This window comes from Oculatella sp. FACHB-28 (assembly GCF_014696015.1).
Lineage (GTDB): Bacteria > Cyanobacteriota > Cyanobacteriia > Elainellales > Elainellaceae > JAAUTN01.
The window spans coordinates 29,336-49,368 of record NZ_JACJPJ010000054.1; the positions used below are offsets into that span (position 1 = coordinate 29,336).

Annotated in this window: 23 protein-coding genes; 18 read left to right on the plus strand and 5 right to left on the minus strand. The window is 48.9% G+C overall.

Annotated elements, in window-relative coordinates:
• Positions 1 to 27: 27 nt before the first annotated feature.
• Both H6F88_RS10925 and H6F88_RS10930 read right to left on the minus strand, forming a co-directional pair.
• Positions 28 to 513, minus strand: coding sequence for a 2Fe-2S iron-sulfur cluster-binding protein (locus tag H6F88_RS10925; RefSeq protein WP_190642782.1), 486 nt, complete (start codon positions 511 to 513; stop codon positions 28 to 30).
• Positions 514 to 536: 23 nt separating this feature from the next.
• Positions 537 to 1,469 carry a hypothetical protein gene (locus H6F88_RS10930; protein ID WP_190642783.1) on the minus strand — a complete coding sequence of 311 codons (933 nt, stop codon included), beginning with the start codon at positions 1,467 to 1,469 and terminating at the stop codon, positions 537 to 539.
• A gap of 233 nt (positions 1,470 to 1,702) precedes the next feature.
• Between H6F88_RS10930 and H6F88_RS10935 the strand changes: the two genes are divergently transcribed.
• The 4 genes from H6F88_RS10935 (at position 1,703) to H6F88_RS10950 (ending at position 6,873) form a co-directional block, all read left to right on the plus strand.
• A complete protein-coding gene (locus H6F88_RS10935) occupies positions 1,703 to 2,722 on the plus strand; it encodes a LysR family transcriptional regulator (RefSeq protein WP_190642784.1) in 1,020 nt (339 codons plus the stop codon).
• A 12-nt stretch (positions 2,723 to 2,734) separates the two neighbouring features.
• Complete coding sequence (locus H6F88_RS10940; RefSeq protein ID WP_190642785.1) at positions 2,735 to 4,240, plus strand: serine/threonine-protein kinase; 1,506 nt, start codon at positions 2,735 to 2,737, stop codon at positions 4,238 to 4,240.
• Positions 4,241 to 4,269: 29 nt separating this feature from the next.
• Positions 4,270 to 5,697, plus strand: coding sequence for an ABC transporter substrate-binding protein (locus H6F88_RS10945; RefSeq protein ID WP_190642786.1), 1,428 nt, complete (start codon positions 4,270 to 4,272; stop codon positions 5,695 to 5,697).
• Between the two features lie 96 nt (positions 5,698 to 5,793).
• Complete coding sequence (locus H6F88_RS10950) at positions 5,794 to 6,873, plus strand: substrate-binding domain-containing protein (RefSeq protein WP_190642787.1); 1,080 nt, start codon at positions 5,794 to 5,796, stop codon at positions 6,871 to 6,873.
• Between the two features lie 295 nt (positions 6,874 to 7,168).
• On the opposite strand, the gene H6F88_RS10955 is transcribed toward H6F88_RS10950, so the two are convergent.
• Positions 7,169 to 7,861: a Crp/Fnr family transcriptional regulator gene (locus tag H6F88_RS10955; protein ID WP_190642788.1), complete on the minus strand. Its 693-nt coding sequence runs from the start codon at positions 7,859 to 7,861 to the stop codon at positions 7,169 to 7,171.
• A gap of 288 nt (positions 7,862 to 8,149) precedes the next feature.
• Here H6F88_RS10955 and H6F88_RS10960 point away from each other — a divergent pair, with 288 nt between their 5' ends.
• Together H6F88_RS10960 and H6F88_RS10965 are read left to right on the plus strand one after the other, a co-directional pair.
• Positions 8,150 to 9,145 carry a DALR anticodon-binding domain-containing protein gene (locus H6F88_RS10960; protein ID WP_190642789.1) on the plus strand — a complete coding sequence of 332 codons (996 nt, stop codon included), beginning with the start codon at positions 8,150 to 8,152 and terminating at the stop codon, positions 9,143 to 9,145.
• 286 nt (positions 9,146 to 9,431) lie between these two features.
• Positions 9,432 to 10,475: an isochorismatase gene (locus H6F88_RS10965; RefSeq protein WP_190642790.1), complete on the plus strand. Its 1,044-nt coding sequence runs from the start codon at positions 9,432 to 9,434 to the stop codon at positions 10,473 to 10,475.
• A gap of 52 nt (positions 10,476 to 10,527) precedes the next feature.
• On the opposite strand, the gene H6F88_RS10970 is transcribed toward H6F88_RS10965, so the two are convergent.
• Complete coding sequence (locus tag H6F88_RS10970; protein ID WP_190642791.1) at positions 10,528 to 10,698, minus strand: hypothetical protein; 171 nt, start codon at positions 10,696 to 10,698, stop codon at positions 10,528 to 10,530.
• 271 nt (positions 10,699 to 10,969) lie between these two features.
• On the opposite strand from H6F88_RS10970, the gene H6F88_RS10975 reads away from it, so the two are divergent.
• The 7 genes from H6F88_RS10975 (at position 10,970) to H6F88_RS11005 (ending at position 15,871) form a co-directional block, all read left to right on the plus strand.
• Positions 10,970 to 11,626: a sigma-70 family RNA polymerase sigma factor gene (locus H6F88_RS10975; protein WP_190642792.1), complete on the plus strand. Its 657-nt coding sequence runs from the start codon at positions 10,970 to 10,972 to the stop codon at positions 11,624 to 11,626.
• A gap of 201 nt (positions 11,627 to 11,827) precedes the next feature.
• Positions 11,828 to 12,424: a zf-HC2 domain-containing protein gene (locus tag H6F88_RS10980; RefSeq protein WP_190642793.1), complete on the plus strand. Its 597-nt coding sequence runs from the start codon at positions 11,828 to 11,830 to the stop codon at positions 12,422 to 12,424.
• A gap of 229 nt (positions 12,425 to 12,653) precedes the next feature.
• Positions 12,654 to 13,661 (plus strand): hypothetical protein, encoded by a 1,008-nt coding sequence (locus H6F88_RS10985; protein WP_190642794.1) that lies wholly within the window; start codon positions 12,654 to 12,656, stop codon positions 13,659 to 13,661.
• A gap of 72 nt (positions 13,662 to 13,733) precedes the next feature.
• Positions 13,734 to 14,129, plus strand: a complete 396-nt coding sequence (locus tag H6F88_RS10990) for a hypothetical protein (RefSeq protein WP_190642795.1) — start codon at positions 13,734 to 13,736, stop codon at positions 14,127 to 14,129.
• Positions 14,101 to 14,583 carry a hypothetical protein gene (locus H6F88_RS10995; RefSeq protein WP_190642796.1) on the plus strand — a complete coding sequence of 161 codons (483 nt, stop codon included), beginning with the start codon at positions 14,101 to 14,103 and terminating at the stop codon, positions 14,581 to 14,583. The genes H6F88_RS10990 and H6F88_RS10995 overlap by 29 nt, the downstream gene beginning before the upstream one ends.
• A complete protein-coding gene (locus H6F88_RS11000) occupies positions 14,580 to 14,738 on the plus strand; it encodes a hypothetical protein (RefSeq protein WP_190642797.1) in 159 nt (52 codons plus the stop codon). Before H6F88_RS10995 ends, H6F88_RS11000 begins: the two co-directional genes overlap by 4 nt.
• Before the next feature lie 248 nt (positions 14,739 to 14,986).
• Positions 14,987 to 15,871: a hypothetical protein gene (locus H6F88_RS11005; protein WP_190642798.1), complete on the plus strand. Its 885-nt coding sequence runs from the start codon at positions 14,987 to 14,989 to the stop codon at positions 15,869 to 15,871.
• A gap of 2 nt (positions 15,872 to 15,873) precedes the next feature.
• Here H6F88_RS11005 and H6F88_RS11010 read toward each other — a convergent pair whose 3' ends face one another.
• Positions 15,874 to 16,284, minus strand: coding sequence for a peptide chain release factor 1 (locus tag H6F88_RS11010; RefSeq protein WP_190642799.1), 411 nt, complete (start codon positions 16,282 to 16,284; stop codon positions 15,874 to 15,876).
• Positions 16,285 to 16,605: 321 nt separating this feature from the next.
• Between H6F88_RS11010 and H6F88_RS11015 the strand changes: the two genes are divergently transcribed.
• The 5 genes from H6F88_RS11015 (at position 16,606) to H6F88_RS11035 (ending at position 20,033) form a co-directional block, all read left to right on the plus strand.
• On the plus strand, positions 16,606 to 17,484 hold the full coding sequence (locus H6F88_RS11015) for an alpha/beta hydrolase (protein WP_190642800.1): 879 nt from the start codon (positions 16,606 to 16,608) through the stop codon (positions 17,482 to 17,484).
• A 271-nt stretch (positions 17,485 to 17,755) separates the two neighbouring features.
• On the plus strand, positions 17,756 to 18,463 hold the full coding sequence (locus H6F88_RS11020; protein ID WP_190642801.1) for an FHA domain-containing protein: 708 nt from the start codon (positions 17,756 to 17,758) through the stop codon (positions 18,461 to 18,463).
• Between the two features lie 104 nt (positions 18,464 to 18,567).
• Positions 18,568 to 19,071 (plus strand): DNA recombination-mediator protein A, encoded by a 504-nt coding sequence (locus tag H6F88_RS11025; protein WP_190642802.1) that lies wholly within the window; start codon positions 18,568 to 18,570, stop codon positions 19,069 to 19,071.
• An 8-nt stretch (positions 19,072 to 19,079) separates the two neighbouring features.
• The gene (locus tag H6F88_RS11030) at positions 19,080 to 19,499 is read left to right on the plus strand and encodes an MAPEG family protein (protein ID WP_190642803.1); all 420 of its coding nucleotides are present in this window, start codon (positions 19,080 to 19,082) and stop codon (positions 19,497 to 19,499) included.
• Between the two features lie 42 nt (positions 19,500 to 19,541).
• Positions 19,542 to 20,033: a YajQ family cyclic di-GMP-binding protein gene (locus H6F88_RS11035; protein ID WP_190642804.1), complete on the plus strand. Its 492-nt coding sequence runs from the start codon at positions 19,542 to 19,544 to the stop codon at positions 20,031 to 20,033.

Here is a 20,033-nt window from a genome sequence, read left to right on the forward strand (position 1 = left end):
GTTGCTCAGCAACAGTTGTTATTTACTTTAAGCATCGGTTGTGTGTGAGAAGTACTGCCCTAGCTTAAAGCTGGTGGTATCTGCAATTTGCTTGAGTGTAGAGCGAGTAATTAGTTTGCCTGACTCAACAAGCACTTGTCCTGTAATCGGGTGAAGCAAATCCTGGTCAGCACGTCGCCCGATCAGCGCTTCAATGTCTTGTAAGGAATTGATATACATACCGGGTGGTAGTTCTACAACCACCCCGTTGCCCATGACCCGGGCCTGGCAAGCTAGCCGAGAGTTCGTTTTGCAGGTGGTGATGACTTCCAGGGTGCGCTGTTCTCGACGGTTGATCGGGGTGAGTGCGTTCATTCCTTTTGTCACATAGACATGGCAGGTTGCACACATGCCACGACCACCACATTCCCGCAACACGTCCAGGTCTTTGTTGATCAAGACAGACAGCAAATTACCGTTGGTTTCAACAGAGGTTTCCTGGGCGATCGGTTCTAGCCTGACCACTTTTGCCATGGTGAATCTTCCTTGAAGAATAATTAAGCTTTATCCGCTAATAAGAGCCTTTTCTGTTCATCATCGAGTGCCGCTTGCCGAATGATGAGGGGGAAATCACGGATTACTTTGGCACAGCGTTCGATAAAGGCAGATACCCACTGTTGAATGTACTGATGTTGATTAATGGTGATGAAGTCGGAGCTGGCAATAGAGGCTGAGAAGGTAATTTGAGCAGACCGATCAATCTGAAAGTTGTTCAGCCATTCCACGGCAGGGCGGCTAGATTTCCAGTAGTTGTTGACGACGGTTGTGCCTAAATATTGAGTGGTGAACTGACTAAGGTGGTTAAGCGCCAGCAACAATTCTTTGAGGTTGATCTGGTCGGTTATAGGGGAGGTGAGAGGGGCAGAAGCTGTAGATTGCGCTTGAGTAGGAGGACTATCTAGATGTTTGTTAGCTGAGTTTAACGATGGGGTCGGAGTGCCATTTTTAGTGTGGGTTTTAAATTGAGATTCCAGTTTAGTGGACCCTGAAGGGGATTGACCTTCAGCCGCCGCGTTCACCTCAGGACGCTGTTTCCAGTAGTTTTGGTTGGATAAGGTGATGTTGCCAGCTAAGAGACGAAAGGTGGCGATCGTGTTGGCGATGTCTTCCTGAAGCTCGATTTTTAGCTGTTCAACCGCCTGTAGGTAAGCTGGGTAAACCAGACTGCTCCCTGTTAAAACTAGAAGGATAATGCCGTGATTTAGCTTGTAGATATAGACTTGATGCCCGGTAAACTGAAATTCAAAGAATTCAAAGTCTGCTGGGGTTGTCTCTACAACCTGTTGGATGCCTTGAGCCAGGGCCTCTTTCTGCTGAAAGTTAAGGGATTGATCCACACCAAAAAAGTACGGGCGCGATCGCCCATCCATTAGGGCAACTCCCGCAATTCCTGGTAAATTCAGAAAGTCCTGGACAACCTCCCGCTTCATAAGGACGCTCTAAGCAATAAGTTGTTTACTTCAGTGCGGCATATGCCAAACGGTAATCCAGGGAGGGCTAATCTGCTCATTGTGATTTTTGATCAACTCAGGTGATTTGCTTATCAGGTGACTTGCTTACCGACTCAGATATCCATCCATTATGGTTCTCCACCGTCCCATTTTCCTAATCGGTCTATTCGTTCTCAGCCTTTGGGCCTTATCTCCTTTCAGGTTTAGCACTCATGTCTGACCTTCCTTTTACTTTGGACCAGTTGCGGATTCTTAAGGCGATCGCTGCCGAGGGAAGCTTTAAGCGTGCCGCTGATAGTCTCTATGTTTCCCAACCTGCCGTTAGCCTTCAGGTGCAAAACCTGGAACGACAGTTGGATGTGCCTTTGTTTGACCGGGGTGGCAGGCGGGCACAGTTGACCGAAGCGGGGCATCTGTTGCTCAGCTATGGCGATCGGATTTTGACGCTGTGCCAGGAAACCTGTCGAGCGATCGAAGATTTACAGAATCTTCAAGGTGGCACCTTGATTGTGGGGGCAAGCCAAACTACAGGAACGTATTTGCTGCCCCGCATGATTGGCTTGTTTCGGCAGAATTACCCAGATGTAGCGGTACAGCTTCACGTCCATTCCACTCGCCGCACTGCCTGGAGCGTAGCAAATGGGCAGATTGATCTGGCCATTATCGGCGGTGAAGTGCCTCCTGAATTACAGGACTCGCTAGAAATTATTCCCTACGCAGAAGACGAACTTGCGCTGATTTTACCTGTTTTGCATTCTCTTGCCCATTTGAGCACTGTGCAAAAAGAAGATCTTTATAAACTCCAGTTCATTACCCTCGATTCTCAATCCACGATTCGTAAAGTGATTGACCAAGTTTTAACGCGCTGCGGCATCGAAACTCGTCGCCTCAAGATCGAAATGGAGCTAAATTCGATTGAAGCAATTAAGAATGCAGTTCAGGCTGGGTTAGGTGCTGCTTTTGTATCAATCTCAGCGATCGAAAAAGAGCTGCAAATGGGCGTATTGCATCGCGCTCGGATTGAAGATGTGGTTGTCAATCGCACACTTTCGGTGATTATCAATCCCAATCGCTATCGCTCTAAGGCGGCAGAGGCTTTCTTTAAAGAGATCTTGCCGCAGTTTGCCAGCCATAAGCCTGTTGCGGTAGACGATAGGATTAATCAAGATGCAGCTGAGCCGGTTGAACCGCTCTCATTGGAGGCGACCACCTCCAAGCCTGGGGGAAAGTAAGTCACGAGGTTTATGGAAGTCCACTGCACCCGTCCAGTTTGCCCTCGACCCGCCAACCATTTTGCTGACCTGGATAACAGCGCGACGCTGAAGACAGTGCAGCAAAAATATTGCACAGCCTGCGGGATGCCGTTGATTTTGGTGGGGCGCTATGTACCGCTAAAGCTGCTGGGCAGGGGTGGTTTTGGGGCTGCGTATTTGGCCCGCGATCGCTACACGCCTGCAATGCGCCAGTGTGTGGTGAAGCAATTTCAGCCTGCGGGTGATCTCAGTCCGACCCAGCTAGAAATGGCTCAAAAGCTATTTGAGCGGGAAGGCGAGGTCTTGGAGGAATTGGGCAATAAACATCCTCAGATTCCTGATCTGCTGGCTTTTTTTGAATTAGATGTACCCAGTCGCACTCCTAATAAGCCCGATCGCTTCTTTTATCTGGTGCAAGAGTTCATCGATGGGCAGGACATGGAGCGGGAACTGGAGCAAAAGAAACAGTTCTCTGAAGCAGAAGTCTTGGAAGTGCTGACCGAAATTCTCAAGGTGCTGAGGTTTGTTCATAGCAACGGCTCAATTCACCGTGACATCAAGCCTTCTAACATCATGCGCCACCGGGACGGTCGGCTGTTTTTGCTAGATTTTGGGGCGGTCAAGCAGCTGACTTCAGCCGCCGCAGTTCAAGGAGGCAAGGCCTCAACTGGAATTTACTCAATGGGTTTTGCGCCACCCGAGCAAATGGCGGGTAACGTGGTTTATCCAGCGACTGATCTCTACGCGCTTGGCGTTACCTGCATTACGCTGTTGACGGGAAAGCAACCCGATGAACTGTATGACTCGTATGGCAACGAATGGACGTGGCGAGCCTATGCTCAGGTGAGCGATCGCCTGGAAGCGATCCTCAACCGAATGCTGCTGCAGTCTCCTAAACAGCGCTTTCAGTCGGCGGATGAGGTGCTAGAAGCGCTTGCCGGCCCAACTGCCAGACCTGCATCACCGCCTCCACCCCCCCCCCCGCCTCCGCCACCCCCAGTTCCCTCATCTGGATCAGCCGCTGCTGGCAAGAAGGCACCCCCTCCCCCCCCTTCTAGTCCTGCGCCTGCGCCATCCCCTGCACCTGCGCCTACACCCGCTCCTGTCGCGATGCGCCCGGCTGCTCAACCCGGAATGCAGCCTGCTGTACGCCCCTTTTCGACCTTGGAATTGATTAGAGGCGCTGGATTTACTGGCTTTGAAGCAGGGCTGCTGGCGATCGCCATTTATAGCTTTTCTGGGTCTTTGCTCTTCAGTGCTGGGTTACCGCTATTGGCGATCGCCGTTTTAGTCTTGCTTCAAACCCGTCGCGTCATCGAAGGATGGGACTTGCCGATTATTGGGGCAGTGACGCTAGCGGTGGTTGCCTTTGTGGTGCTGCGAACAGGAGAATCGCTTTCAACCCTGATCATTCTGGCAGGGTTGGTAGGACTGCTGGCGATCGCTATTACGGTTATTTTCCGCCTGATTTATGCGCTGCTGTCCCGCTTCATCTAAGAGACATGTAGGAGAGGTGCGAACTTGCTATGGCTCAGAAAAATGAAACCCCTGTTTTAATTGTGTCTCTGTTGCTGACATTAGCGCTGCTTGGTGGTGGAGCCTGGTGGGTGTTGAATCGGTTAGCTCCAGGATCGCTCACTCCAGGAGCTCAAAATCCAACAGCGGCAAATGGTGATTCTGATTCTCCTCAAAATGCAAGCAATACACCGACTCAAGAGCGCCTGAGTTCAGGAGAAAGAGTCTTGTTTGCGGAGACATCGCCTGAAAAACAGGCAGGCGTGGAAGCGATCGCCTCCGGTAACTTTGAGCAGGCCGTTTCCGATCTAGAAGCCGCGCTCCAAGCTAATCGAAACGATCCGGAGGCATTGATCTATCTCAACAACGCTCAGATCGGCGATCAGACCGCTTACAGCATTGCCGTTCCGGTTCCAGCAGCAACTTCTGCAAATCCAGCTCTAGAAATTCTTCGGGGTGTTGCTCAGGCTCAAACTGAAATCAACCAGGCAGGTGGCATCAACGGTGTGCCGCTAAAGGTGCTGATCGCCAATGATGACAACGACCCCCAGGTGTCCCGACAGGTTGCTGAAGCGCTAACAGAAAACTCAGAGGTGTTGGGTGTGATCGGGCACTTTGGTAGTGAGGCTACGCTGGCAGCGGCAGAAATTTATCAGAATTCTGGGCTGGTAATGATTTCGCCCACGAGTACATCAATGCAGCTTTCAGAAGTTGGTAACTATGTGTTTCGTACGGTGCCTAGCGATCGCTTTACTGCTGCAGCGCTTTCTCGCTACATGGTCAACACCTTGCAAGCTCAAAATGCTGCAATTTACTTTAATTCTGAGAGTGACTACAGCCGGTCACTCAAGGATGAATTCACAACGGCACTTTACGGGGATGGCGGACAGATTTTGGCAGAGTTTGACCTGGCTGACCCCGCTTTTAGCGCCGCAGATACGCTTCAACAAGCTGCTTCACAGGACGCTGAAGTTTTAGTCTTGATTGCTAATACGGCTACGCTTGATCAAGCGCTGCAAGTCGTAACGGTCAATCGTGGGCAATTGCGCTTGCTCGGTGGAGATAGTATTTACAATCCCAAGACGCTTCAGGTAGGTGGAGAAGCTGCTGTTGATATGGTGGTTGCAGTGCCCTGGCACATTCTCTCGGACCCCCAAGCAGCGTTTGTTCAATCTTCTCGAAACTTCTGGGGAGGCGATGTTAACTGGCGAACAGCTATGGCCTATGACGCAACGCAGGCTTTAGTTGCGGGTCTGAAAAGTAACCCGACCCGTGAAGGTATTGAACAAACGCTAAGTGCTAGCAACTTTGCGGCCGAGGGCGCAACGGGTACGATTCGGTTTTTGCCATCGGGCGATCGCAATCAGGCAGAGCAGCTTGTGATCATTGAACCAGGATCTCGTTCTGGTTATGGTTACGATTTCGTGCCTGTGCAGTAGCGACTGCTTCAACAATTCAAATCGGTTAATCAAGCCTTAAATCTATAGAACTATTCTGTAGAACTATAAAGGGTGTGCGATCGCACCTCAGCAACTATGGCTCAAAAGAACGAGACACCTGCCTTGATCCTCTCTCTGCTGATCACGATCGGCTTGATTGGCGCTGGCGCTTGGTGGTTTACCCGCTCCAGTTCTGGGGTTGGCGATTTGCTTGGGCGAGGAACTCCAGGTTCTTCCACATCGGGTTCCAGTTCGTCGTCTGCACCGCCGCCTGTCCCTGTTGCAGACAATTTTGCAGGAGTGCCCAACGTTCCTTCTGGTTTGTTTAGCTATGGTGGCAGCACAACTTGGGCACCTATTCGTGGGCAGATCGATCCGGTAATTCAGAGTGTTTGGTCTGGCTATCAACTGCGCTACACCAACCCTCCTTTAGGAGAAACACCTGGCTCTGCTAGCGGCATTCGGATGCTGCTCGACAATCAGCTTACGTTTGCTCAGTCTTCGCGTTCTCTCAATCCCCAAGAGTATCAAGAAGCAGAACAGCGCGGCTTTACCTTGAGAGAAATTCCGGTAGCACTGGAAGGGATGGCGATCGCCGTCAACCCTAACCTCAACCTTCCTGGGCTAACTCTGGATCAACTGAGAGATATTTATACCGGGCAAATTACAAACTGGAGCCAGGTTGGCGGCCCTAACCTACCCATCACCCCCTACTCCCGTCGGGTCAACGATGGTGGCACCGTAGAATTTTTTGTCGCAAACATTCTGGGTGGACAAAATTTTGGCAGCAATATCAGCTTTATCGACACCACCACGCAAGCCCTGCGAGAAGTTTCAACTAATCTAGGTGGAATTTACTATGCCTCGGCTCCGGAGATTGTAGGTCAATGCACAGTGAAGCCCCTTCCCTTGGGTGCCCGTTCTGGCGATTCTTTTGTTGCACCCTACGTTGAGCCGTTGATTGTTGGTTCTCAATGTGGCGGCTCGGCTGAGCGGACTCAACTCAACTCCAATGCATTTCAAACTGGTGCATACCCCATTACCCGCAGACTGTTTGTTGTGGTTAAGCAAAACGGTCAAATTGATCAGCAAGCTGGAGAAGCTTACGCCAATTTACTGCTCACTGATCAAGGGCAGGCACTAATTGAAGAGTCTGGGTTTGTCCGAATTCGTTAAAGACGGCAAAAAAAGCGCCCCTTCTATCAGCAGAGGCGCTCCTAGCTAACGTGAGTTCGGGTTAAGCTAAACGCTGCAAGGTTTGGTATAAAAGGCTTTAGGCAAAGGGTATTGCTGTAGGCTCTTCTCAATAAGGTTGTTTATTGAGAAAAATTGCATCTGTGGACCTTGCTGACAATAGCTTGATTCACTGCAACGAAATGAGGTACGAAAAATCAGGGGTTCTGACGATTTCTTATCCCGAACTCACGTTAGCTATTTTGTCCGAGCCTGCGAGGCTACAGCAATGTTTGGCTTATCGCTGGATAACAGATTCAGCAGGCAAACAAAGTAAATTGTCGCCATAGGTACGAATTAGCGATCGCTGTCGGAGTTTACCCATCAAGCGGGTTACTGTAACCCGAGTTGAGCCAATGGCGCTACCAATTTGAGCGTGAGTCAATGCCCAAGGCAGACAATATCCCTCCTCGCAAGGTTCACCAAACTCTTCAATTAGCAGGGTCAAAAACCCTAACAGGCGGTCAATGGTGCGACGCTGCCCCAGCGTACTTAGCCACAAAAGCTTGCGTTGATGCTGATAGCGAAAAGCATCCAGCACTTCACGGCGAAAATGTGGCCAATTATCCAGGTCGTGCCAGTACATCCAAATCACAGCAGTGTTGTCAACATGGGCAAAACTCTGCAATGTAAAAGGCGACTGAGCCACAATCTCAAAAGGCTGTCCGGCACCCACAAACCCTAAGAATGCTTCTTCAGAATTAATTCGGGGCAGACGAGAAGAGTTGCTGGCAGTTGCGCTCACCTGAGCTTCGCCCACTAATCGCACAGCTCCTCGTTGAACTAAATAAAGGAGTCCAGGTCGAGCCGGGATCTTCTCATCCTTGGCAAAAGTCCGACAGCGATAATGTTCTTGAGCCCAGTCCAAAATTCTTTGCCAAGTGAGGAAAGGACGGGCTGTCTCGGGTTGTTGTGAGGATACTGAGTACATAGTCGGAAGCTCGAAGAATCAGTGAATACTCTGGGAAATCATTTATGAATTGAGTGCGCTAGGGGGCTGGACTCAACTCCTCAAACCGAAATTGGCCAACAGGGTAAGCCAAGCTTAACTTCATCTCACCCTATCCAGGTAGGGAAAAATACGTAGGTCCTCTTATTGCATGACGCAGACTGAACTACAGAACTACTCCTTATTATGAAAGTGAGCTTTTTTTGACAAATTTTGCTATTAGGCAAACAAGGAAAGCTCCTGTGTGTCGTAAGTAACAAACAGATTGCAGTGAAATTGCTCTCGACCGATATTGCACATATCGCCCTAAAGCCAATTTTGATCAGGCAAATACAAGAAGCTATTCGTTTGTCGAAGGAAATAATACGCAGAGACAAGGTATCGGATCTATCTTGTAAAGGCTATCTATCTAAAGATATAGAGCAGCCTCAAACTGTTCCGCTCAACCGAATTAATCGAGGCACTTCTGAGATTGAGTACGTATCCGCGATCGCTCTAAAGCTCTCAAGGCTACCAGGTGAATCAGTGGACGTTGTTCAAACAATCGATGCTCAGACAATCAGTGCGTATTTAACCAATTCAATAAAAGCTGTTGGAGACAAAGCTATAGTCCATCAACCTTTGTCTGATGCGCTTTGGCGCAACTTCACTGTTAAGGTTGTCCCCTCAGGATGGATTCATCTGCAACTCAGTGACTTGGGGCTGGCTAGCTGGCTACAAATCCTAACTGAACGGTCTATTCGCCTGGGCGATCGCCTTAGGCAGAAAAATGTTCATGAAAATGATAACCAACTTTTGCGTAATGCTACCAGGTTATTTGAATTGCAGTACGCTCACGCGCGATGTTGTTCTCAAATTTATCTGGCTCAACAAGTAGGACTGCTGAGTTTGTCAAAAAATTCATCTGAATGTAGCTTTAGTGAATTTCAGTTGGAGTCTGTTTTAACACCGAAACCTTTTCCCTGGCTCGATTCAAGGCAGTTACTGCGGTTCCAACACCCCGCTGAACACAAGCTCATTTCTCAACTTGTAGCCACGGTAGATACACTTTCTGATGCACCTTCTCAGCGCTCGATCCTGAAGGTAGGCGAAAACCTTAGCCAAAACTTCATCAAATTCCACGCCGCCTGTCGTGTCTTTGCAGAGATTAAAACCGCTGAACCAGAATTAGCTCAAGCTCGGTTAGGACTCGTACTGGCAACTCAAGCTGTTCTAAAAGCTTTACTAGAAGAAGGCTTAGATGTTTGTGCACCTATGAAGTTGTGAAGCGTGTCACACCGTTGTGAAATTTCCTTCAAACTAATGACAAATCGGAGGGGGTCTGCTAGAGTTATGTCAGTGTGAGGAGCGAACCAGCAAGGGCATCGAGACGAAACACGGTCAGTCGTCGATGCCCTTTCTGATTTCTTAAGGTCTCCAAGATTTTTTGTATTTGATTAGATCGAATATAAGTAGAACGGGCGTGGGGAAGTAGTTCCCCACGCCCACTTTGCTAATTTGCATAAACTTCATTCTACGTAGCTTCAAAAGATCCTAAAACCAGGAGAAGACGATGAGTGCTAAAACCCAACTTCCGATTCCCACACACTTTGACTCAGCAAAGGTAGGAGAAGTGTGGCGCGTTCCCTATCAGGATCGGGCAAAAGAGGCTGCAAGTTGGGCAAGACAGCACGAACTGCAATCTGCTGTGGATGACAAGACAAAAATTTGTCTGCTAGCAATCGATGTCCAAAACACGTTTTGTATTCCTGGGTTTGAGCTATTTGTAGGCGGCAGATCAGGCATGGGTGCCGTGGAGGACAACGTGCGCTTATGTGAATTCATTTATCGCAATTTGGGGGTAATTAGCGAAATTGCACCGACGATGGACACTCACACTGCAACTCAAATTTTTCATGCGGTGTTTTGGGTGAATCAGGCGGGGGAGCACCCGCCCGCAATGACGATGATTTCCCTAGCGGATGTGGAGCAGGGAGTCTGGCAGGTTAATCCAGCGATTGCTCATGGAGTGGTGCAGATGGACTACGCCGCACTACAAAACTATGCGTTGCATTACGTTCGCAAGCTTGATTTAGTTGGTAAATATCCTCTGACGATTTGGCCTTACCATTCCATGCTGGGCGGAGTGGGGCACGCTTTGGTGTCTGCGTTTGAGGAAGCTTGTTTTTTTCACAATTTAGCTCGTCAAAGCCAAACCAACCTGGAAATCAAGGGCAGCAATCCTCTGACAGAAAACTATTCGGTGCTTCAGCCTGAGGTGCTGGAGGACCAGGAAAAGCGAGCGATCGCCCAGAAAAACACTCAATTTCTACAAAAGCTGCTGAAATTTGATGCGATCGCGATCGCAGGTCAAGCCAAAAGCCACTGTGTTGCCTGGACGATCGATGATTTATTAACTGAAATTCAAGCAACTGATCCAGCCTTGGCAAGCAAAGTATACCTGCTAGAAGATTGTTCGTCTCCAGTTGTGGTACCTGATGTGGTTGACTTCACCGAGCAGGGAGAGTCTGCCTTTCAGCGGTTTGCAGAAGCCGGAATGCACCTTGTTAAGTCAACTGACCCGATTGAGGTTTGGGTTGGACTAAATTTAACTTGAGCATTTTTTGGGAAACTTGCAAAGTTCACTTTGAGTCCTCTTATTAAGAGGTTCATCGTTGCGATAGGGTGCCAGCCATCTTAATAAAGCTTTTGTGAATCAGCGCCTCAATCACCGTGCTGAAGCTAGTTATAGAGTATTGGCGATCGCTCAAAACTAGAGCCAGAGCCAAAGCTTGATCAGTGTGCAGATCAAAAACCGTCCCACAGATTGGCTCAGCCATTTGGCTGAAGACGATAAAGTTAAGCTGCTTCAGGTGGAAAACTCAAAACTAAAGCTTAAAATTTCTGGAAGTTTTAGGATGAGCAAACCTTCTGATCAGTTCAGTTCTCAGACACTCTGAGTCGTGAACTCCTAGCTGTACCGCTCAGCCAAACTTGAAAAAGACCTGATGCGAATTTGCAGCCTAGTAAACCTTATGCAGTATCTGTGGGAACTTCTCAGACATGCCAGCGTCATCAAAAGACGGAACCTCTCATAGTCAAGCGTTGCCGATGAGTCATCCTTTTCCCGTATCTTGGTCAGTGGCTGGGGCAATGCCTCAAGTTCCAGTGCAAGCTGAAAAACTCTCTAACTATGACCTGATCCTGCAATGTCAAGTTGGGTTACGCCCTGAGAAAGCCGCTTTCGCTGAACTGCTTCGCCGCTATCAGTCCCACGTCGAAAAGGTGCTATACCATCTGGCTCCTGATTGGTCAGATCGCGCAGATCTGGCTCAGGAAGTCTGGATTCGGGTTTATCGAAATATTCGCCGATTGCAAGAACCCTCTAAATTTCGCGGTTGGCTGAGTCGTATCGCAACCAACCTGTTTTATGATGAACTCCGCAAACGTAAGCGCATCAGCAGTCCATTGTCTCTTGATGCACCTCGGTCTGTGGAAGATGGTGAGATGGATTGGGAAATTGCCTCGGATGATCCTGGGCCAGCAGAAGATTTAATCACTCGCGAGTTTTATGACCAGTTGCGCGAGGCGATCGCCGACTTACCCGAAGTCTTTCGGACCACAATTGTACTCCGGGAAATTGAAGGGATGGCCTACGAAGAGATCGCCGAGATTACAGGCGTTTCTTTAGGAACCGTAAAATCTAGGATTGCTAGGGCGCGTCAGCGGCTACAGTATCAGTTACAGAATTATCTTGATGGTCGATAACAAGGTCAATTGAGGAGGTGGATGAGCAATGGACCAGGTTAGAGACGATTACGCCGAATTAATGATTTTGCTTCAGGTTGGTGCTTGTTTCAAGCCACTTAACCTATGATCTGACTAGATGAGCATCGTTTGCCACTACGTCAGTCACTTGCTCGATTTCGTTGCTACGTATGACCTGGTACTTGACTTTCCAATCTGAAAATGACCTCTAATTTTGGTGCTCGTAACGATTCCAATCAACCGTCACACCGTGATGTGGTGGATGGAATGGACAATCAGCAGCCCTTGGGTGCATTAGATAACTTAAAGCGTGATCGCTTTGAGCTGCTGAGTGCCTATCTGGATGGCGAAGTAACTGCGGCGGAGCGTCGCCAGGTTGAAGGCTGGTTACAGAATGATCCAACAGTCCAGCGCCTATATAGCCGTCTTTTAAGATTGCGTCAGGGAATGCAGTCTCTTCCCATCCCTGCTCCCGAACAATCCGCAGAACAAGCTGCGGAACAGGTCTTTTCTCGGCTGAGCCGCCGACCCAAAATAGCTCTGGCTTGGGCAGGGGTGGCGATCGCCGCAACATTTGTGGGTGTACTATCGAACGTGTTTTCTCCGGGTTACCAATCTCCTGCACCACAGGTTGCTGAGTTTCCCGATGTCCCTGATGTTTCTACCACTGCGCTGATGATTGCTGTAGACCGTCCGGTCATCGAGATTCCTAAAGCTCCAATTTCTTCACCTGATGTGAACGGGGGAGACAAACCCTACGAATCTAGGTCATATCTGAACAATGATGATGTCCGTTAACAGACGGATTGTTTAACTACAACTTAATAGAAAAGAAATAGAGGGAGTGACCTGTGGGTCACTCCCTCTATTTCTTTTTCGTTGGGCTGAAGCAGGGAAAACCTACCCCAAAATACGGCTGCCACAAATTTTGCTAGGGGGATGCAAAAGAGTTTATTTATAGTACACTTGTACTAATTCTAAGGCATCAGCAAATATCAGAGTAGTCAGGTACCCCAAAGGAGCTGATATGAAAGAGTCGCAAGCAGAAATTAAAGCCATTCAAGCCAAGCTTCAGGCGCTTCAGAGCGGATGTAAACCAGCTTATCAGTATTCTCCTCCGTCCCAAGTTCATGTTCCTCAGAGGAATGGTTCTGCTTCAGCAACTCTAGCAAGTAGTCGACCTGACAACTTTTCTGTGCCCATTGAAGTACTGCCGCAACGTCCGGCTTCCCAGCTTCAGATTCAGCAGCTAAACCTGAAGCCACCTCGTGTCACGTCTGCAGAGCAAATCGCTGAAGAAATTAAACGCTTAGAAGCTCAGGCTGAACGAGTTAATCAACTCTCTATAGCGCAAGAGGCAGCTCTTCTAGAACTCAGGGCAATCGCTGAAAGGCTAGAGCGCGATCGCCAGACCCTTCCAGAAGATGCAGAGGAATTTTCATCTGAAATTCCTGTTTGTGAATACTTAACAGAAGTAGTGCCCTGTGTAGAGCGAGAACCCAACGGGGCGTTCATCATCACGACGCGAACAATCGATTTGTTTAAGGCAGAGCGAGAAGCAACTTTGATGGCTCAATCGCTACGTTACCGAGCAGGCAGACCGGGTTCTGCTTCACCTCAAAAGCATGTTGGTGTGTCAAGACGTCGCGCTGCCGAACCTGAATTGTTTCTTGAAATGGCTGGAGTCTGGGGAAAACTGCTGTGGCAACGACTCTCCAAACTGACCAGCCAGTTGATTGCTCGTCGCCGTAAAGCCTCCAAAGCTTCCCGAAATCACGCTGCACCTGTAGCAGTACCTTCCTTTAGCTTGCCAGATGCAGTGATCTGGGTGATTGGCTCGACGATCGCGCGAGTGGGAATCAATCTAGTGCTGGCATCATTTCCAGGGCTGTGGCTGCCAATCGTGGCTCTAATTCTAACGCCAGCAGCGATCGCCATCTACCAAATTGCTGTTTCTCCTGAAACCGGATCGATCTGGGGTTACCGTCTATTTCTCGTCATGGCTGGTTTGCTAATTGGGGGAAGGCTGCTGTGATACCTATCTTCTTAGGCGCGTGGCTCTTAATTGTGCTGTCCTGCTTTTTGTTTCTAGAAGTTGAGGGACAAGATGAAGCACCATGATTCTGAACGATCTACTCTAAAACCATTGCTTGCAGGCGGGCTGATGTTTGCGCTTGTGGGGCTGCTGATAGATGTACGCGGTATGGTTCCTTCGGGCAGTTCCAGTAGCAGTAAGGGTGAAGTCTGCCCGAGCAGCGTGAAGTCAGAGGTTGCGCTATCAAGAGAGCAACTGCTTCAACTGCTCATCGTGCCAGAGCGAGATCCAAAAGCAAGAGTTCGAGACATTCTAGAAGAGCCTTATTGCCAATTGCCGAGCTTAGAAGTTCGGGCTGGCGTTGCGGCCGAACGAGAAGCGTATCCTCTTGAATTTGACCCTCAGACCTGGCTGGTCATTCTCTACGAGGACGATGAGTATGCGGGGTATCAGTTTAGCCATCAGTAAGTTTATCGGCAAACTTAAACAAGTTGGCTTGGCGCTAGCGTTGTTGCTATCGGTTACGGGCTGTACCAACCGTCCTACAGAAGAGGTCCGAGCAATTCAGATTTACCAGGACTGGGAGTTAGCACCTGGAGATGCGATCGCCGGACACCGAGTATTGGGCGGATTGGGCGATATCTCAATTGAGCTGAAAGGCGATTCGGTCTATGCCCCATTCGACGGCAGAGTTCAACCCAATGTCAAAGGATGTGTCATTTTTTCTACACCTCAGATTCCGGCTTACCTGTTTCGCCTATGTGGGCTAAAGCGTCCTACTTTAGGGCAAGTCAGCCAGGGAGAAGTGATTGGGTCGGGTGAATATCTTCAGTTCGCTGCACTAAGAAGACAGCCTGATGGCAGATGGGCACTCGTTGAGCCCGCCGTAGACATCCTGGAGCGAACCTTGAAAAAACCATGAAAACCCTCTGTAAGTCTTTGTTGCGCTGGGTGGCGATCGCCCCTTTTTCTGTTGGAATTGCGCTAACCAACGGTGTGGCTGCTCGGGCAGATGATTTAGCTCTCAGCTTTGATCTCGCTCACCTAAGCCAAGGGTCGAGCAAGCGCCTGCTGTAGCATCAGCGCTTCCTGTTGATACTGCACCACCTCAGGTAAAACCGCTAGAAATTCCAGCTCAGGCAACTGCAATACCAGTTGGAGTCTCAGATCAGGCTACGAACACCTTACCGCCGCCTCCCCAACCCGTTTCAGATGCGCCACCGCAAATTGAAGCTATTTCAACTGAATCACCCATCAAGCCTGCGGATCTGAGCTTCGACATTCCTGCTGTAGCTCCTGCTCCACAGGCGTCTCCTTCAGCAGAATTGGCAGCGAGTTCAGGCAATTTCACCCCTAATTCTGCTCTCTCTTCCACTCCTACACTCCCTAATCAAGAACAAGACATAGAAGCCAGATTGTTTGAGGGGGGGTCTGATTCGTTGGTTGCCAGGGCAGTCGGTAGCGCAGAAGGCACCCGCAACCCAGATGGACATCGCAACCCCGCTTACTATGGGCACGTTGATCCGGGTAATGGCGTTTGGAATTTGGGCAGTTTTTCCTACCAGCACGGAGCGAGTTCACCTGAAGAAGCAGATGCAAAGCAACTGGCAAGGTTGCGACAACAAGCCCAGGTCCTACAGCAGAAGGCGATCGCCCGCAATCTCGAATTGACCTTAGAGGAAAGACTAAACGGCATTGATCTCGCAAATCAAGCCCCAAGGGCGGCTCTGAGCAGAGGAGGTTATATTGACTGGCTGGAACAGGCGCACGAGATGGGAATGCGCGGCTCAGATGCAGTCCTTTGGGCACGAACTCGCTCCTTCCTTGATCCAGATACTAGCAAGTGGGATGCTCCAGGGTTAGGCAATAATCTGCACCGCATTTCCAGCGATCAGGAACGGCGGCTGTTGGCAATCGCCCGCGCCATTGAAGCGGATCGTCTTAGACCTCAGCCAGTCCAAATGCCTCCAACTCAACCCGAAGTTGCTGCTAGCCAACCACCTCAAGAAATTGCCGAAGAAGAGGCGATCGCCCGTCTGTTTGCCCAGGAAGTTCCCCCGACGTTTGCACCCACTTCCACTCCAGATTCAGCTCAGCCCGATCCTGAGGTCGCCACAACTACTCTAGACGACGCAACTAGCCCGTCAACCGTAGATGCCATCTTGGATCTAGATTTACCAGAAGAAGCCGAGCTTGATTCTGGTAGCTAGTATCACCGCCAGTATGCTTTTCCTTGCCAGAACACACCCAGCAAAACTCCCATCAAGGTCATGTAATCTGGTGCAAGAAAAAGGACAGGAAGTTGTAGAAGCGATCGCGCCATCAGCATTACCATGACACACAAGATCAGTGCCCAAAGCACAGACGTGTTAATTACAACTCTTTGGTGAAAGCGCTCCAAAATTAGGGTAGCCAATGCTCCCAAGCCAACTGCAGCCGCAAGTAAAACGAATAAAGCGAGCGGCGGCTGAAATAGGATTTCCAACGTCTCAGCGATAGGAGAGAATTGGGTTCCTGCAATTAACAAAATTTCTACAACAAAAGCTAAACCTGTAGCCAATGCAGCTACCTGAAAAAGAGGCAACCAGGGCAGAAATTTGAGTCTCCGAAGCGGATTACTCATGGAAGAAGGGATAGAAGAATTTTAAGCTCAGAGCCGAGTTCTGGTTGAGATTTGAGATTGAGTTTACCACGATGCTTTTTAGTGACAATGCTGTAGCTAGTTCTGAATATCATCAGAAGTAGGCTGTGAGATGTAACAATATTGACAGCACTGACAGCCGTATTGTTCATAACCATCTGCTTTTGCTAACTTTCAACTGCCGAAAGCAGCTAACTTGCTAGAATTCCAGATTTGCTCTGGTCTGCCAGCGTCATGCAAGTAGTCCGGAGATTTAGGCTTCAGTAGCGAAAAAGACCTAATATTCTGTTCTCTTCAACTTCTATGACCGCACTTAGTTCTGCATGGCAGCACCACTTCATTGAGACAAATCGGATTCGCTTACATTGTGTTACTCAAGGCGAAGGGGAGTTAGTCATTTTGCTGCATGGTTTTCCAGAATTCTGGTACTCTTGGCGACATCAAATTCCAGCTTTGGCACGCCATTTTAAGGTGGTGGTGCCCGATTTGCGTGGTTACAACGATTCCGACAAACCTCAAAGTGGGTACGACCTGGATACGCTCAGTGCCGATATTCGCGGCTTGATCGAAGGATTGGGCTATTTACGAGCACACGTCGTGGGACATGACTGGGGTGGGGCGATCGCCTGGCACATGGCCCAAAAGTTTCCCCAGTACCTTGATCGCCTTGCCATCCTCAATGCACCTCACCCGCAGCACTTCATGCAGGAAATGGTCAGCAATCTGGATCAACTGCGGCGCAGTTGGCACGTTTTAGCGTTTCAGATTCCTGGATTGCCAGAGTGGTTGATTCAGCAGAACTTACAGAGTTTTGTCAAAAATCTGTTTCAGGAGCAGGCGATCCGTAAAGGTGCATTCACTGCTAAAGATACCGAGATTTATCGGGCAGCTCTAGCAAAACCAGGTGTCCTGTCTGCAGCGATTAACCACTACCGCCAATGGCTGGCTCCCCAGATTTGGTTTCGTAATTGGGGGCGATCGCCTGATCCAATTACCGTCCCGACCTTAGTGTTATGGGGCGAAGACGACTTTTTGCTGAGTCAGACCCTAACTGAAGGCATCAGTCAATTTGTCAATGCTCCTCTTCAAATCAAGTTAGTGCCTCACTGTGGTCATTGGATTCAACAAGAAGCTCCTCAAACCGTGAACCGAGAGCTATTGAGCTTTTTGCGCAAAGTCTAAATTCCGTAGATCTCACTACCCGAAATGCCTGCAACTCTGTATTTGATCGTAATTTTGCGGTTATCTCCAGCAGAGAGAGGTCTTAGTCTAAGTTTGGTGCTCACAGAACCTCAGTTTAGTTGAGCATCTACGAATGGAATGATTAGTCAGATCAGGGGCATCCCCACAAGGTCTTAACGCTCGTCAAGCTTACTCGTCACTGTCCTCACCCGCTTCAGCCATTAGAAGGAGGACAGTGAGACTTTTTACGCCCAGCCAGCACAAGCTAGATATGATTAACGCAAATTTTTTAGCCGAATACTCATCAGAATTATTAGATACCGTAGAGAATACAGAATTGAAGCAGCGTCTAGGGCTGTATCAGTTGTTTCTAAAGCTCTATGAACACCATCGAGGGTTATTGGATGAAATTCTTAACCTGGAGAATTCAAGAGGTAGTGCTTTACCAGGAATGATGTTTCCCTACATTCAGGGAGTGGTGCTAAATCGCCAAATTTATCTAACAACTAATTTGCGGGATGGCACTACACAGATGCTCTCTCAGCCTCAAAATACCTGGATTATTGGTCGCGATTCTCGTCAGGTGACTTTGCCGATCGCCGATAAGCGACTGTCCCGCTGTCACGCTGTGATTCGATACGTTGACCATCAAGGCTTCTACTTGACTGATTTAAATAGCAGTAATGGCTCTTATGTGAATGGGGAAAAGGTGCAACGGAGCCTTTTGCTCAAAGATGGCGATCGCGTTCGGCTAGGAAGTCTAACGCTCGTTTTTTTAAGTGGAAATGAAAGCCAATCCATGGAAAATTTGTCTGCTGAAATGATAGAACGGCTCAGCTTGGCAGAGTCGCTGCCTTCAGGGCAACCCCAATATTGCGCGCACTGTGCTGGTAAACCTGATTTAACTTCGGTAAAGCGTCCTCCGGTCACTGCCTTAGAAGAAACTATGACCTTTATGAGAGACAAATTCTCAATGTAGTGGAGTTTGTGATTGTGCTGAGAATTTTCTCTCAGCTTAAAGGTAAGTTTCGATGACACGCTACACCTGCTAAAATAGCTGGGTCGTTCAGCCCAATACCGTCTTTGAGCCAATCAGTAGATCTGCCCAACGTAGATGAATTCTTGCAAGAGCTGGCAACGATTCAGCAAGCTGGATCAAAGCGGATTGCGGTGCTAGGGTCGCGTCATGTACCCATTACTCATCAGCATTTGATTGAGTTGATGAGTTATGCCTTGGTGCTATCGGGTAATCGCCTCCTTACCTCTGGCGCTACAGGCACTAATTCCGCTGCAATTCGTGGAGCGATGCGGGCCGACCCCAATTTGCTGACGGTGATTTTACCTCAGAGCTTGAGTCGTCAACCCCGTGAATCTCGTGATCAGCTTGATCAGGTCATGCACCTGGTTGAAAATCCTGCTAATGACACGCTATCTCTAGCAGAAGCCAGCGCCGTCTGTAATCAGGAAATCGTGTCACGCTGCCAGCAGCTTATTTGCTTTGCTTTTCATGACAGCCATACGCTGTTAAAAACCTGCCAGGATGCTGAAGATCAGCGTAAGCTAGTGACGTTGTTTTACTTTGACTAGCCTGCGTGATGTCTTTTCTAGAACAGTTACCTGTGTCTACGACGCTGCTCTATGCGATCGCTGGGGCAGCTATCTTGGTTTATCTGCCTTTCTTAGTTGTGGCATACGGTCGGCTGTCAGCAGGGTATGACATGGCTGCACCACGGGCTATGTTTGATAAGCTGCCTGCGGTGGCACAGCGAGCAACCTGGGCACACCAAAATTCCTTTGAGTCTTTTGTGCTATTTGCAGCAGCGGCGCTAATGGCGTATGTAACGGAATTGAATTCAACCCTGGTCGTTGGAGCGGCGATCGCCTATTTGGCTGCTCGCTTCTTCTACTCGGTTTTCTATATTGTGAGCGTGCCGTTACTGCGATCGCTGATGTTTCTTGTCGGTTCCGCTAGTATTACTACGCTTATGGTGATGAGTCTGCTAAAAGTTAGCTAAAAGTTAATAGTTAGTAGTTCTCGTAGTTATCTCAATTTACTCATGGCTTCTACGTATTCATTTGACATTGTCAGCGACTTTGACCGCCAAGAATTGGTCAATGCGATTGACCAGACTGTGCGGGAAATCGGCAGTCGCTATGATTTGAAAGACACTAAAACGACTGTGGAGTTGGGTGATGAGGCGATCGTCATCAACACTGACAGCGACTTTACCCTTCAGGCTGTGCATACGCTGCTGCAAACTAAAGCTGCTAAACGTAATCTGCCGCTGAAGATTTTTGATTACGGCAAAATCGAATCTGCCAGTGGTAACCGAGTGCGTCAGGAAATCAAGCTGAAAAAGGGAATCAGTGCAGAAATTGGCAAAAAGATTTCAAAGCTGATTCGAGATGAGTTTAATAAAATTCAGGCTTCAATTCAGGGTGATGCGGTACGGGTTTCTGCTAAATCTAAGGATGAGTTGCAGACAGTGATTCAGCGTTTAAAGCAGGAAGACTTGCCTGTCGCACTGCAATTTACCAACTATCGCTGA